Annotated in this window: 16 protein-coding genes; 7 read left to right on the top strand and 9 right to left on the bottom strand. The window is 40.6% G+C overall.

The window, feature by feature from the left end:
• Positions 1–25 precede the first annotated feature (25 nt).
• Together PASHI_RS01215 and PASHI_RS01210 are read left to right on the top strand one after the other, a co-directional pair.
• Positions 26–307: a hypothetical protein gene (locus PASHI_RS01215; RefSeq protein WP_054561872.1), complete on the top strand. Its 282-nt coding sequence runs from the start codon at positions 26–28 to the stop codon at positions 305–307.
• 136 nt (positions 308–443) lie between these two features.
• Positions 444–659: a DUF3820 family protein gene (locus PASHI_RS01210; protein WP_062564309.1), complete on the top strand. Its 216-nt coding sequence runs from the start codon at positions 444–446 to the stop codon at positions 657–659.
• A 112-nt stretch (positions 660–771) separates the two neighbouring features.
• Here PASHI_RS01210 and PASHI_RS01205 read toward each other — a convergent pair whose 3' ends face one another.
• From PASHI_RS01205 to ilvY, 6 genes are all read right to left on the bottom strand, one after another.
• Positions 772–2,019: an ATP-binding protein gene (locus tag PASHI_RS01205; protein ID WP_062564308.1), complete on the bottom strand. Its 1,248-nt coding sequence runs from the start codon at positions 2,017–2,019 to the stop codon at positions 772–774.
• Between the two features lie 6 nt (positions 2,020–2,025).
• Positions 2,026–2,718 carry a response regulator gene (locus tag PASHI_RS01200; RefSeq protein ID WP_054562019.1) on the bottom strand — a complete coding sequence of 231 codons (693 nt, stop codon included), beginning with the start codon at positions 2,716–2,718 and terminating at the stop codon, positions 2,026–2,028.
• A gap of 14 nt (positions 2,719–2,732) precedes the next feature.
• Entirely contained in the window at positions 2,733–3,119 is a 387-nt protein-coding gene (locus PASHI_RS01195; RefSeq protein ID WP_054561875.1) for a DUF3019 domain-containing protein, read from the bottom strand.
• Between the two features lies 1 nt (position 3,120).
• Entirely contained in the window at positions 3,121–3,954 is an 834-nt protein-coding gene (locus PASHI_RS01190; RefSeq protein WP_055197444.1) for a MipA/OmpV family protein, read from the bottom strand.
• A gap of 167 nt (positions 3,955–4,121) precedes the next feature.
• The gene (locus tag PASHI_RS01185; RefSeq protein WP_062564307.1) at positions 4,122–5,171 is read right to left on the bottom strand and encodes a GGDEF domain-containing protein; all 1,050 of its coding nucleotides are present in this window, start codon (positions 5,169–5,171) and stop codon (positions 4,122–4,124) included.
• A gap of 206 nt (positions 5,172–5,377) precedes the next feature.
• Positions 5,378–6,280: an HTH-type transcriptional activator IlvY gene (gene ilvY, locus PASHI_RS01180; RefSeq protein ID WP_062564306.1), complete on the bottom strand. Its 903-nt coding sequence runs from the start codon at positions 6,278–6,280 to the stop codon at positions 5,378–5,380.
• 146 nt (positions 6,281–6,426) lie between these two features.
• Between ilvY and ilvC the strand changes: the two genes are divergently transcribed.
• The 4 genes from ilvC to PASHI_RS01160 all read left to right on the top strand — a co-directional run bounded on the left by ilvC (position 6,427) and on the right by PASHI_RS01160 (position 12,079).
• Positions 6,427–7,899: a ketol-acid reductoisomerase gene (ilvC, locus tag PASHI_RS01175; RefSeq protein WP_062564305.1), complete on the top strand. Its 1,473-nt coding sequence runs from the start codon at positions 6,427–6,429 to the stop codon at positions 7,897–7,899.
• Between the two features lie 144 nt (positions 7,900–8,043).
• Positions 8,044–9,957: a methyl-accepting chemotaxis protein gene (locus tag PASHI_RS01170; RefSeq protein WP_062564304.1), complete on the top strand. Its 1,914-nt coding sequence runs from the start codon at positions 8,044–8,046 to the stop codon at positions 9,955–9,957.
• 84 nt (positions 9,958–10,041) lie between these two features.
• Complete coding sequence (locus tag PASHI_RS01165) at positions 10,042–11,226, top strand: tetratricopeptide repeat protein (protein ID WP_062564303.1); 1,185 nt, start codon at positions 10,042–10,044, stop codon at positions 11,224–11,226.
• On the top strand, positions 11,213–12,079 hold the full coding sequence (locus tag PASHI_RS01160; RefSeq protein ID WP_062564302.1) for a M20/M25/M40 family metallo-hydrolase: 867 nt from the start codon (positions 11,213–11,215) through the stop codon (positions 12,077–12,079). The genes PASHI_RS01165 and PASHI_RS01160 overlap by 14 nt, the downstream gene beginning before the upstream one ends.
• Here PASHI_RS01160 and PASHI_RS01155 read toward each other — a convergent pair whose 3' ends face one another.
• The gene (locus tag PASHI_RS01155; protein ID WP_062564301.1) at positions 12,080–12,397 is read right to left on the bottom strand and encodes a GIY-YIG nuclease family protein; all 318 of its coding nucleotides are present in this window, start codon (positions 12,395–12,397) and stop codon (positions 12,080–12,082) included.
• Between the two features lie 117 nt (positions 12,398–12,514).
• On the opposite strand from PASHI_RS01155, the gene PASHI_RS01150 reads away from it, so the two are divergent.
• Positions 12,515–12,877, top strand: a complete 363-nt coding sequence (locus PASHI_RS01150) for an outer membrane protein assembly factor BamE (RefSeq protein WP_054551724.1) — start codon at positions 12,515–12,517, stop codon at positions 12,875–12,877.
• Positions 12,878–12,918: 41 nt separating this feature from the next.
• Here PASHI_RS01150 and PASHI_RS01145 read toward each other — a convergent pair whose 3' ends face one another.
• Together PASHI_RS01145 and PASHI_RS01140 are read right to left on the bottom strand one after the other, a co-directional pair.
• The gene (locus PASHI_RS01145) at positions 12,919–13,245 is read right to left on the bottom strand and encodes an RnfH family protein (protein ID WP_058585457.1); all 327 of its coding nucleotides are present in this window, start codon (positions 13,243–13,245) and stop codon (positions 12,919–12,921) included.
• The gene (locus PASHI_RS01140) at positions 13,242–13,682 is read right to left on the bottom strand and encodes a type II toxin-antitoxin system RatA family toxin (RefSeq protein WP_062564300.1); all 441 of its coding nucleotides are present in this window, start codon (positions 13,680–13,682) and stop codon (positions 13,242–13,244) included. Before PASHI_RS01140 ends, PASHI_RS01145 begins: the two co-directional genes overlap by 4 nt.
• Positions 13,683–13,727: the final 45 nt, after the last annotated feature.

Genomic DNA, 13,727 nt, shown 5'->3' with positions numbered 1-13,727 from the left:
TGTTAGATGGATTGAGGTTGTTTAAATGAAAAATAAGTTTACCAACGAATTTTTAGCAAACACGGATGACGCACGTGCTGGGAAACTTTCAGATATTCAGCAGCAACTTGATGAGTTACAAAATAATGGCATGACTGCAATGGATATCAGAACAGTGCTATTCAACAAGATGCTCGATGTATATCAAGTACCAAGCGATCATTTTCTTCGTGATGGTGAAACACCAGAACGAATCGACGACCCAGCTATTGTCGTTAAGCTAAATAAACTTGGCTTCACGAAAAAGCGTCGTCACCAGCTACACTAATAGCCGTAATTAATTAGTGATTGTTATTCTGAGGGCCTACATCCCTCACTAAATAGGCTGTTTCTTGCCCGTCACAGCCTATTTTCTCTCCTCTTTTTACCGTATCATCTAACTTTAAAATTTCTTTGAGATAAAGATGGATACAGCTCAACTCAAACGCGCCATAAATACTAAAATGCCATTTGGAAAGTATGCTGGTCGCCCTTTATTGTTGCTGCCAGAGCCTTACTTAGTGTGGTTTAAACAGCAAGGATTTCCTGATTCCCAGTTAGGTGCACAGCTAGCAATGATGTATGAAGTGAAGCTCAATGGCCTTGAAAAAATGCTAATGCCATTATTAGATGAAAAATAATTAAACTTTTTTCGAACTTTTATAATTAAGTGCGGTCTATTACTTTGCTACTTGTTTATTTTTGGTTTTAATCTTTAAAAAGCGCCCTAGGCGCTTTTTTTATGCCTGCAATTTAAAGCGAGTTACTTTTAAACAAATGAATAGTAAATTTAGCTCCACCTAAAGGTGAATCACACACCTCAGACTGCCCTTGATGCCAACTAACAATTTTAGCAACAATGGCAAGCCCTAACCCAAAGCCGCCGGTTTTCTTGTCTCGGCTTTTATCTAAACGAGTAAATGGCTTAAATATACTTTGCCACTCAGATTTAGCGATCCCAGGACCATCGTCTTCAACACTTATTTGTATCGAATCACCCAACTCTTCTAGACTTACATGAATTTTATGGTTGGCGTATTTTTGTGCATTGCCTAATAGGTTTTGAATACAACGCGCCATAAAATGCTCGTCACACTCGTAGTAAAGCTGCTTAGGTGCAGTAACTGCTACCTCTATATCAGTAGCAAACTCGAGTTTATTCACCACACTATTGATAAGCGCTGTTAGGTCACAGGAACGGGGCTTTAAGCTTGGTTGGTGTGAATCAAGTCGTGCGTATTCAAGCATTTCTGACACCAGTGCTTCAAGCTCTGCAATATCAGCCTGCATGTTATCAATGTATGTATACGACTTTTCATTCTCGATTTGCTCTTCGAGCATGGCAACAGCAAACTTTAAACGCGCAAGGGGCGTTCTAAACTCATGAGAAACGGAAGAAGTTAGTTCTTGCTGCGCAGCCAGTAAATACTGAATACGCTCTTGCATCGCGTTTAGGGTATCAGTAATCGGCAGAAAAAAAGATTTTGAGGCATCGTGAAGCTCAAAGTCTTGCGATCCTCCTACAGCTTCACAGGCGAGCGTCAATTTATTAAAGTCACGCCAAAGCAATAGGCTCCAGAGTCCAATTGGCAAGCCAATCACGGTCAATAATAAAAAGTAAGGCCAAACAGAGCTAAAGTTTGGATTTTCAACTGAAAGTGGGCCTACATGTAAAAGCTGAGTGTCATTAAGGGCTATGTACCAAACCACTTTTTGTTCTTGATTGAACAAATACAGGTAATGGTCATTTTTGAGCTGTGTTTTTAGGTCTTCAGGAAGTGCTAGATCGGTGAGGTTAATTATCTCGCTTTCGAATTCTTGCTGGAGTGTCGCTAAACCATTTTCAGTTTGGCTTAATAACCACAGAGATTTACCAAATTCTTGGTCAAGGGCTATTTGTTGTTGGGTTTCTTCGTAGGGCCATAACTGCTCTATGACCCCACTAACTAGAAACAGAGAAACTATTATATAAAGATATAAGCTAGCAAATAGTTTCCCCATTAAAAATTACATATCCCATGCGTCAGATACAAAAAGGTAACCCTGTCCCCAAACTGTTTTAATTCGGTATGGTTTATCACTGTTATCACCTAATTTCTTACGGATACGCGATACACGTACGTCAACGGTTCGGTCTAAACCATCATATTGACGACCAATCATGTGTTGATGAACATGCTCACGACTTAACACTTCACCAGCATTTGACGCAAGCAACCAAAGCAGCTCAAATTCATGAGAAGTCAGTGTAATTTCACTGCCTTTAAGTGTAACAATGCGGCTAGTTTTATCAATGGTTAAATCGCCAAAGCTAAGCTCTTCTGGCGCTTTGTTTGTAGCTTGACCGCGACGTAACAATGCATTGATACGTGCTAACAATACACGAGGTTCTGCAGGCTTAATTACATAATCATCTGCGCCAAGTTCAAGGCCAATCACTTGGTCAAAGTCCTCACCTTTAGCTGTCAGCATTAAGATAGGTAAGCTAAATTTATCACGTACCTGACGGCAAACGCTAAAGCCATCTTTACCCGGTAACATGACATCTAAAATCATTAAATCAACTGGGTTGTTTTCAAGGTATTCAAATACTTCGTCGCCGCGTTCAAGGACCGCAACATCCAACCCATTATGTTGAAGGTAATCACGTGTTAACTGCTGTAAGCCGAGATCATCTTCAACAAGTAAAATCTTTGCCATTGGTTGCTCCTGAATTAAAAAAAGCTCCACGGTGAGCGTAATCTACGCCTCGTTGTTTTTGCTTCGGTGCTTTGCACTTCGACTTTTGCGGTCGCAATTTTGCTCCCCGTGTGCGGATTGACTAAGGAGTATATTGTTTCAACCTGAACCCGCGCTTTATGGCTGTAAAGCCCTTTTTTGCTGTCGTTCCAGCATTGAATTTGTTGGTTATTTTGAAACAAACACAGATCTTGAGGCAGCTGTGTTTGCCAGCTGATTTTTAACTCAAGATCACAAAATTCGTGCTGTTGTAATACAACACACACTTTTGGCGTGATATCAAACTGAGTCGCTTGCGCATGGCTTGGGGTAACCCAAATAACAGCAACAAACACACACAGACTAAAAACAAAATACTTCATATTAAAAAATATGATTGAATCCTATAAATGCAGTCATCGAGTACGTGTGTTCAAAAAGCGGACTGTCATCCACGGCTGAGTAGTCATAATATGCTAAATGAAAACGAAGAGAGTTAGCCTCACTCAGGGGCCAACGGGCGTCGATTTTAGCATAAGGTTGCCAACTACTGCCAACATCTATTTCCCCATATGAGGACTCTTTAGCCGATAAACCATAAAAATAATCATTTAGTCTGGCTGATTTGTACCAAACCCCTAAGCTAGGTGCGACAGATAGGTTTCCTATTCGGTGATGTGACTGCCATTGTAATGCACTACGAAGACCTTTATATACACCTGAAACATCGGCTAGTGCCTGTAAAGAAATCACATGATTATTATGAATATAGTGATAGCTTAAGCCAGCATCTAATGCCCATCGTCTCTTTTTAATATCGTTTGTCGATACCGACTTTTCTGCCAGTTCATTACTGGTGGTCGATTCAACAATAAAGCTATTCGATGTTTGCAGTGCAAAAACATTGCTTGGGTGAAAATCAATAAAAAAACGAGTCTCAGGGTTGAACTCGGTAACGAAATTAACAACATGAGTATCGCTTTCTTGGAATGAATAACCTAAACGGCCATTATCAAAGAACCATTTTTCACCATAAAAAGCGATTTCAGGCAGCACAATTAATGGTAAGTTATCACCACCATGAAGTGGGTTCGTGATCACCCCAGCTCCCGTATTAATACTTAGGTGCCACTGCTGGGTATCGATCTGTTGATTTGCCACACGGCTTTCACGTTCAGTGCGCGTTGAGTCATCGGCGCTTGCTTGACTTACTAGCATGCCTATCAAGACACAAACCGCTGCGCACATCCTGATCGTTTGAGATTTCATTGTTATTTTACGACCAAAGGGGTTTTGCAATAAGAGCATAATATCAAGATGTGAACAAACTGTCGTTGCAAGGTTACAACTATTCACAAATTTGATACATATATCGGTTAAGTTTGTTACTCTTCAACGATTTCGATACGATTTCGGCCATGCTCTTTGGCTAAATAGAGTGCTTTATCGGCTTTTGCTATGAGTTGTTCTGGATTACTATTTTTAGCTTTTATAGCAATACCAAAGCTAGCAGTGACTTGGCTTAACACCTTATTAGATTTAGGGTCTTTAATTTGTAATTTGGTTACAGCTTGACGTAATTGCTGAGTGAAGTTAGTCATGTCACTAATACTGGCAAACTGTGCGGTAAAGCAAAACTCTTCACCACCATAACGATAGGCCTGACCAACACTAGATACATGTTTAAGTAGTTTTGCCGAAACTGCACGCAAAACTTGATCCCCTTTTTGATGGCCAAAGGTGTCGTTAAACTGTTTAAAGTGATCGATATCGACCATAGTAAGAACGGCGACTTCTGCTAGGTCATTGGTTTGACAAAACCGCGTGATATCTTCATCAAATTTACCGCGGTTATATAGCCCAGTAAGCGGGTCTTTTTCGGCTTTACTTCGTGACCTAACAAGCTCTTGTTTTAATTCTGTAATTTCTGAGTAAGCCAGCGCAAGCTGATTTTGAAAATCTTGTGCACGACTTTGCAAAGCTGCCGACTCATCACTTAAGCGCTCTACACAATCAAGTACATCATCAAAGCCGCTTTCCTGACTTATATCTGCACTAGTTAGTGTGTCACGGCATTCTTGCAGGGCTTCATTAAAATCTGCTGAGTAACTAAGTGCTTCATTGATATCTTGGTGAACTCTGCCTACAACATCATTAAAGCCGCCAGATAGCTGATAAAATAGTGCCAAGTCGTCCCGAGATAAATACTTGTTGAAAAGCTGCTTTGCCTGCTCATGGCTACAGGTATTGTGCTTTTTAATAATACTATCAAGCTCTTCGTTTAAGTCTTGGTTCTTTTCGCTAACATAACAATACCAAAGCGCATAATTAAGCGGAGTAATTGGCATTTTGTACTTAACCATTAGAGGAATTGCGAGCTTCAGACAGTGGCTCGAGTAGCTTAAAGAGTGTTCGGCTTGCGCTGAAAGTATCATGAGTCTAGGCCATGAAAGTTTTATTATTTAAAAATACGGTATCAACCCCATTAAAAAAATCAATGAAAAAGGATTTTACAAACGTAAAACCAGCAAAAACCACGAATATTTTTTACAAAAACCAATACTAAATAATTAATTTAAATTAAGCCATTTGTATCAACATAATATATTTAACAATAAAGTGTTAGTGACTAGATCTTAAGCTAGATTGCTTGCTGAGTAAGCGATTGAGCAATACTCCAAATTGCGTTGAGTGCCGGATCATGGCGCTCTTTATTTAAAACAGCTAGACCAATTTCAAATCCTGCAATAGTCTGCTCTGCATCACTCACTATTTGTACTTTATCTTTGAGCGGGCTGTTATCCAGTACAATTTTTGGCACCATGGCAATGCCTAAACCTAAGCTCACCATAGAAACCATGGCTTCGTGGCCAGCAACTTGCGCATAAATACGACCATGAATATTCTTTTTACGCCACCACTGCTCAAGCCGCTGCCTAGATAACCCCTGCTCAGCAACGATAAACTCTAAATCTGACCAATCAATTTGTTCATTGTCAGAAAGCTTTTCACTGATCGGGCACGCTATTTTTGGTGCTATCAATACTAATGGTGAGTAACCAACGCTGGTGAAGGCTATTTGCCCAGGTAACTTCATCGGTTTTGCGGCAATAGCCATATCTTCATGGCCATCTAAAACACGGTTTATGGCAAGAGCAGGATCACCGGTATTGAGGGTAATTTCAATATATGGATGTTGCATTCGCAGTTGCTCAAGTATTTGGTGTAAAAAGCTATAAGAGGCGGTTACTGAGCAATAAATACTGACATTGCCATAAACATGCTGTTGCGGCTCTTGCACATTAGCCTTAAAACGATGCCAGTTAGCCAGCGTCGCATTAGCGTACTCAATAAATGACTCACCCTCGCGAGTTAATTTGACGGTGCGATTATCCCGATTAAACAGCACTACCCCAACTTCTTCTTCAAGTTGCTTGATGTTGCGGCTCAAAGTGGGCGCACTGATATGGCAAAGCTCACTGGCCCTAGCAAAGTGCAGCGTCTTAGCTAACGCCAAAAAGTAATTAAGATGTTTGTGATCCATATCGCCACCATTTCATTTTATGAAATACTTTAATTCAAATATATCATTTTACGCAAGGTAAAAAATTGCATAGTGTTAATACATACAAAGAACACCACGTCGGTTCTTTGATTTTCTAACAAAATTGTATTTATAGGACACTAACAATGGCGAATTATTTTAATACTCTTCCTTTAAGAGAGCAGTTAGCGCAATTAGCGCAGTGTGAATTTATGGACCCAGCAGAGTTTGCTGATGGTGTAGACGCTTTAAAAGGGAAAAAACTCGTTATTGTCGGTTGTGGCGCACAAGGCCTTAACCAAGGTTTAAATTTACGTGATTCAGGTTTAGATGTTTCTTATACACTTCGTGAATCAGCGATTGCTGAGCGTCGTCAATCTTTCTTAAACGCATCTGAAAATGGTTTTACTGTAGGCACTTATGAAGAGCTTATCCCAACAGCAGATGTTGTATTAAACCTAACGCCTGATAAACAACATACGGCTGTTGTAACTGCCATCATGCCGCTAATGAAACAAGGTGCAACACTTGCTTATTCACACGGCTTCAACATTGTTGAAGAAGGCATGCAAATCCGTGAAGACTTAACAGTAATCATGGTTGCACCTAAGTGCCCTGGTTCAGAAGTACGTGAAGAGTACAAACGTGGCTTTGGTGTACCAACATTAATTGCGGTTCACCCAGAAAACGACCCTCAAGGCCATGGTTTAGCGCAAGCGAAAGCATATGCAGCAGGTACCGGTGGTCATCGTGCGGGTGTACTAAAATCATCATTCATTGCAGAAGTTAAATCAGACTTAATGGGTGAGCAAACGATACTATGTGGCATGTTGCAAACAGGTTCACTACTTTGCTTCGATAAAATGGTCGAAAAAGGCATTGATGCAAGCTACGCGTCAAAACTAATCCAATACGGTTGGGAAGTGATCACTGAAGCACTTAAGTATGGTGGCGTAACTAACATGCTTGACCGCTTATCAAACCCAGCAAAAGTGAAAGCATTTGAATTAAGTGAAGAGCTTAAAACAATTATGCGCCCGCTTTATAACAAGCATATGGACGATATCATCAGCGGCGAATTCTCTCGCGGTATGATGGCTGACTGGGCTGAAGATGACGCAAAATTACTAGCATGGCGCGCAGAAACAGCTGAAACTGCATTCGAAAAGCAACAAAATACCGACCAAGAGATCAGCGAGCAAGCATTCTTCGACCAAGGTATTTTAATGGTTGCAATGGTTAAAGCAGGTGTTGAGCTTGCTTTCGAAACCATGACTGCCGCAGGTATCATCGCTGAATCTGCTTACTATGAATCACTACACGAAACGCCGCTTATCGCAAACACCATTGCTCGTAAGAAGCTTTTCGAAATGAACCGAACTATTTCAGATACTGCAGAGTATGGCTGTTACTTATACAACCACGCGTGTTTACCACTTCTACAAGACTTTATGAAAGACATCGACACTGATGTGATTGGTAAAGGACTTGATAGTGCTAGCAACCAAGTTGATAACCAAACCTTGATTGCCGTGAATAAAGCACTACGCGAGCACCCGGTTGAAATCATTGGTAGCAAGCTACGTGGTTACATGTCAGCAATGAAGAAAATTGTTTAACCCTGGAAAGTAAGTTTCGCTTGTTAGAAACCAAGCCCAATTGCTTATATGCTTTGGGCTTTTTTTTTGTCCCTACATTGATTCGTCATCTGTAAAGTGTATGCTAAAATTACTGACTTAAATGTTGTAAACTAAGACACTTTCATGGCGTTAAATCAACTCACCATTACTAAAAAAATTACACTGCTTGGCAGTTCTATAGCTCTCATTGTTGCTGCGTTAATCGGCGCAACAGCGATATACAGTGCAAAACAAATCATCGAACAACGAATGATAGAATCTGAGCTACCTAGCAAACTTCAAGCAATTGATAACTATATTACTCACGATATAAATCAAATGATCAGTGCAGCTGAGCAACTCTCTAGTAACGAATTTGTATTAGAGTGGGCGCGTTCAGGCAATACTGATGATAAAACACTGCTAAAAGAACTTAACCGCCTTGTTAAGCAATACGATTTAGCAACCGCTTCGTGGGCTAATCGTGAAACTGCACAATATTGGAACCAAGACGGTTTCTTGCGCGTTTTAACGCAAGAACAAGATGGTTGGTTTTTTGCGTTTACAAACACCGCACAGCCTTTTTCAATCAGTATCTATCAAGAGTCGCCGACTGATGTGAAAATGTTTGTAAACCACCAGCAAACCAACGGCATTGGTTTAGCAGGCCTTGCTAAAAGCATTGACGATATGCAGGCTATGCTGCAGCGCTTCCAAATCGAAGAAACAGGTTTTGTATTTGTTGCCGATAAAAACGGCCTCATTCAGCTGCATAAAGACGAAAACAAAGTCGCTAAAGCTAAGTTGGATGACGTTTATAAAACGGGTATCACGCGTACTCTGCTAACGCAAAGCAACTTCAATTTACAAGAAATTGATCTCAACGGAGAAGCAACCTTAGTGGCTGCAAGTCCAATTAAAAACACCGATTTATTTGTTATTGCCCAAGTACCTAAGCACGAAGTGTTTTCGAGTATTCAGGTTTTACAATGGCAAATCATCAGCTTTGCAATAGTGATTGCGCTGATCGCAAGTTTTGCTGGTTTAGTGCTTGCACGCACGCTTTCATCGCCGCTGTCGAAAATGGCTGAGTTATTCACCCGTTTAGGCTCTGGTGATGCTAACTTAGCCTATAGACTTCCTGACTCTGAGCAGCCAGAACTTGCTAACTTATCTGCAGGCTTTAACCAATTTATCTCTAAGATTGAAACTGCAATTAGCCAAGTAGCTCAAGAGAGTAGTGAAATTAGACAAAGCGCTGATCATGTGTTTCAGCAAGCACAAAAGAACTCAGTAGCACTTGATAATCAAAAAGAGCAAACAATCTCTGTTGCTGCGGCAATTAATGAAATGGGTGCGACCGTACAAGAAATTGCCTCAAGCGCAGCTAACACGGCTAAGCTCACTGAGAATAGTAAGCAGAACACTGAACAAAGCCATACTCAGGTAACGCAAAGTAAAGAAGCGATAATAGAGCTGGCATGTGATATCGATAATATCACCGAGCAAGTAAACGAGTTGGCAAATAAAACGCAAGCTATCGCCAGTATTGTTGACTCTATCAGGGGTATTTCTGAGCAAACCAACTTGTTAGCACTTAATGCGGCGATTGAGTCTGCTCGTGCGGGTGAGCACGGCCGAGGCTTTGCTGTTGTAGCAGATGAAGTAAGAGCACTTGCAAATCGCACTTCACAATCAACAACCGAAATTCAAACTATGATCAGTGAGCTTACCAGCACCTCTGATTTAGTGGTTAATCATATTAATCACTCAAAATCACAAGCTCAATTAAGCGTTGATGCAATGCAGAGCTCTGTTGAATTACTTAATGCCATTAACGATGCTGCCAATGAAATAAACGATATGGCAACCTTAATAGCAACTGCGACCGAAGAGCAAAGTAATGTAGTGGCAGATGTCGGTCGCAATATTGAACAAATAAGTGACATTAGTGACAACGTCATGCGTGAACAAATTGACAGTGAACAAGCAATCAAAGACTTAGCGAACAGTGCGCAAACCCTTGATGACCTTGTTGCGACGTTTGATAAACGCTGACACGTTTTGTAACAGTTAACCCTGACCCTTTTTTATTCACGGCCTATACTTAAATGGTATTAGGCCGTGAATTAAGAGGGTCAGATGAAATTATCTAGCATTGTTTTAGCCTCAAGCTTTTGCTTATTAACAGCGTGTAGTAGTACAGAAAATAATACCGCTCCCCCACCATTTGCTTTGACGCATAGTAATACGTTTACTCAAACCCCAGTTGAAACTCAACAAGAGATTTTTGCATTAAGTGAACATGTTAAAGAGCAACTTGATAGTGCTTTTCCAAAAGACAGCCGTTCATTGCAAAGCACGAAACGTTTGCTGAAGTTCCTGTTGCAAAATGGCGATGCGTCTTTATCTTATCAATCTGGTGCTACCTTAACCGCTAATCAAGCCTACTCAAATTTATACGCCAACTGTTTATCGTTATCGATTTTAGCCTATAGCCTTGCTGACTACCTTGGCCTTGCAGGACAATTTCAAAAAGTGCATATCCCAGAATATTGGGCACTTGATAATGGCTTTAATTTACTCACAGGCCATATCAACTTAAAAGTAAGTGAAGCTCAAAAACTGGTGGTAAATAGAAAAGTCATTTACCCAGAAGAGCGCTCTTTAGTGATAGACTTTGACCCTAACAGCCGCCAAGAAGCGTTTAAAACTAGCAACATCAATAAAGCCCGCATCACAGCAATGTTTTATAACAATAAAGGTGCAGCTGCGATGCTAAAACATGATTATGATACTGCTTTTAGCTATTACAAAGCAGCAGTTGATATTGATAGCAACTACTCAGGTGCATGGGGTAATCTTGGCGTGTTATTCAGATTAACAAATGACTATCAAAGTGCAGAAACAGCCTACCAATACGCGATTCGTTTAGATCCAGACAACAACACCGCATTAGGCAATTTAGCAAGACTCTATAACCTGACCGATCGTAAAGAGAAAGGTCAAGCTATATTAGCCAAGCTTGATAATAAACGCCAAGCAAACCCTTATTACCATATTTCTTTAGGAAACGACGCCTATACAACCGCCCGTTATCAAGATGCCATAAAGCACTACAAAAAAGCCCGTGACTTAAATCCAACCCTGCATGATACTGATTTTGGTTTAGCGAGAACCTACTATCAATTGGGTGACCTAAAGCTGGCTAAAAAGTATTTAACTATGGCTAACAATAAAGCAGACTTTGATCATGATAAACAGCGTTACGAGAGTAAATTACAAGCGCTTCGCTCGCATACTGCAAAGCTTATTGATTACCGCTAGTGCTGTACTGATAAGCATTGGGCAAGCATTTGCCAATACAGACTTAGAACAAGACATCATAACGCTAACATCGGCTCAGTTTGCAGGGCGAAAAACGAATACCGAGGGCGCGAAATTAGCCGCCGACTTCATAGTAGAGCGCTTTGTAGCACTTGGCTATTCGGTTAATGAACAAGGTTTTACTTATAAATCAGGATTCTTTGGCAAGGCTACAGGACGGAACATTATTGCGTCCCAAAATAGCCGCTGTGAAAACTGTAAAAAAGTTATTTTTACTGCCCACTATGATCACCTAGGGCAAAAAGGCAGTCGGCTTTATCCTGGTGCTAATGACAATGCCAGCGGCGTTGCCGCTTTACTTTATTTAGCTGAGCACTTTGCACAAAGCCCCCAGCCCTATCAATTAGTTTTTGTTGCAACCGATGCAGAAGAAAATGGCCTACATGGTAGCGAGTACTTGGTATCAACACTTAATAAAGACGAAATCAAACTTAATATTAATTTAGATATGCTCGTTGTGAACCCACGAAAACCGCGTATCTATGCGTTTTTAGATAAGCAATCATTAGTGCAATATCAAACTGACATTAAAACCCTATCTGATGAGCAGTTAATCTTTATGGCAACTAGCTCGTCAGCGAGGCTGAATCGATTATTTGATCTCAAAGTTGATTGGCGCAGAGCAAGTGACCATTATTCATTCGCTAAAGTCGGGATCCCTTACATTTATTTTGGCATCGGACACGATAAACATCATCATCAAAGCACTGACACAGCGGCGCACATTGACTTTACATTGTTCGAATATGCCATGGCGAAGATAGCCCTATTTATTGAAAAGCTTCCAAGTTAGCTATTTGGGTAGTTCAGAGGTTAAAACAAACTGCCTTTTTTGTGCTTTGCTGAGCTTTTTTACGCTTATTTCAAGTTTAGTTGCTTCACTACGATTACCTACCTGCTGTTGATAGATAAGTGTTAAAGGCCCTTTGCCTTTGAGGTTTTTAGCCCCTTTTCCCGCTTGATGCTGCATAAAACGCTTTTCAACGTTAGTGCTGATCCCAGTGTACCAATGACCTAAACGTGTTTGCACTATATACAAATGCCACAGAGCCTCTGAATTTTCGTTGTTTTTTATAGGCTGCTGTAAACTTTCTGGGTTTGCTGTGGTCAAATCTGTGCCTCGTGATTGTTAATCGCATTTCAGTAAAAACAATTACTGAAAAGGGTTTTACCTTCTGTGACTAATCGGTATCATGCAGTGTATAAAAAATAAGGATTCAAACAAATAATGCAGTCGTTTAAAACTTTTTCTTTTTGGTTAGTACTTACCCTTACTTTAAGTGCTACAGCAGGGTGTTCAAGCTGGGTTTACCGAATCAACATTCCTCAAGGTAACTTCTTAGAGCAATCAGATGTAGATAAGCTACGTGTAAATATGACTCGCGAGCAAGTACTGTATGTACTAGGCAAGCCAGTAGCTGAAGACTCATTTGATAAAAATACCTGGCACTATCTGTACGTATTCAACCTTGGTCGTAGCAACGAGCAACGTAAGTCACTCACTATTAACTTTGAAAACGATAAGCTTGTTTCGTTGTCGGGAGACTATGAACAACCTAGCGAATTTAATACGCCGCTTGAACAAGAGTAATAGCAGCGCAAATTATTAAGGGTAGCCTAAGCTACCCTTTTTTATGCTTTATTAAGTGGACGCCCACCTGTAATTTTATTAGCTCGGCCCTCTTCTTTGGCTTTTTCAGCCCGGCGTCTGCGTGCATCCTTTGGATCAGCAATAAGCGGTCGATAGATTTCTATGCGATCGCCATCTTTTACTTCTTGATGCAGTTTACAAGTACGATTCCAAATCCCAAGCGTTAGGTTATTTGCGTCTATTTCTGGGCACTTATCAATAATACCCGACTTAATCACCGCTTGCTCCGCTGTAGTACCTACTGGTACTTCTACCAGTAAACTGGTTGCCGTTGTTGGTAAGGCAAAAACCACTTCAACAGTGATCATGGGCGAGCTCCATATACAGTTTTAGCGCGTTGTGTAAATGCATTAACCATGTTCTTAGCGACTTCGTTAAATACTTTACCGAATGCCATCTCAATAAGTTTACTAGCAAATTCAAACTCAAGGTGAAGCTGAACTTTACATGCTTTATCGTCCAGCGGTAAAAAATGCCATTTACCTTGCAGCTTTTTAAATGGGCCATCGACTAAGCGTAGTGCAACAGTTTGCTCATCTATGAAGGTATTTTCGGTAGTGAACCACTTTTTTAAACCGGCTTTTGAGATCTCTAAACTGGCCGTCATGCCACTGGCTTGTTGTGTAACGATTTTAGCATCTGAGCAATGTGGTAAAAACTCTGGATAAGCATCAACATCATTCACTAAATCAAACATTTCTTTGCTGCTGTACATTACCAGCGCACTTTTTTCTATTTGCGGCATATTCACTCCCAACTTTGTCGGCGAATTTTAGCAAGCTTTGGCTAT

This window comes from Pseudoalteromonas shioyasakiensis (assembly GCF_001550135.1).
Taxonomy (GTDB): domain Bacteria; phylum Pseudomonadota; class Gammaproteobacteria; order Enterobacterales; family Alteromonadaceae; genus Pseudoalteromonas; species Pseudoalteromonas shioyasakiensis.
This window is presented reverse-complemented; position numbering and strand designations above follow the sequence as displayed.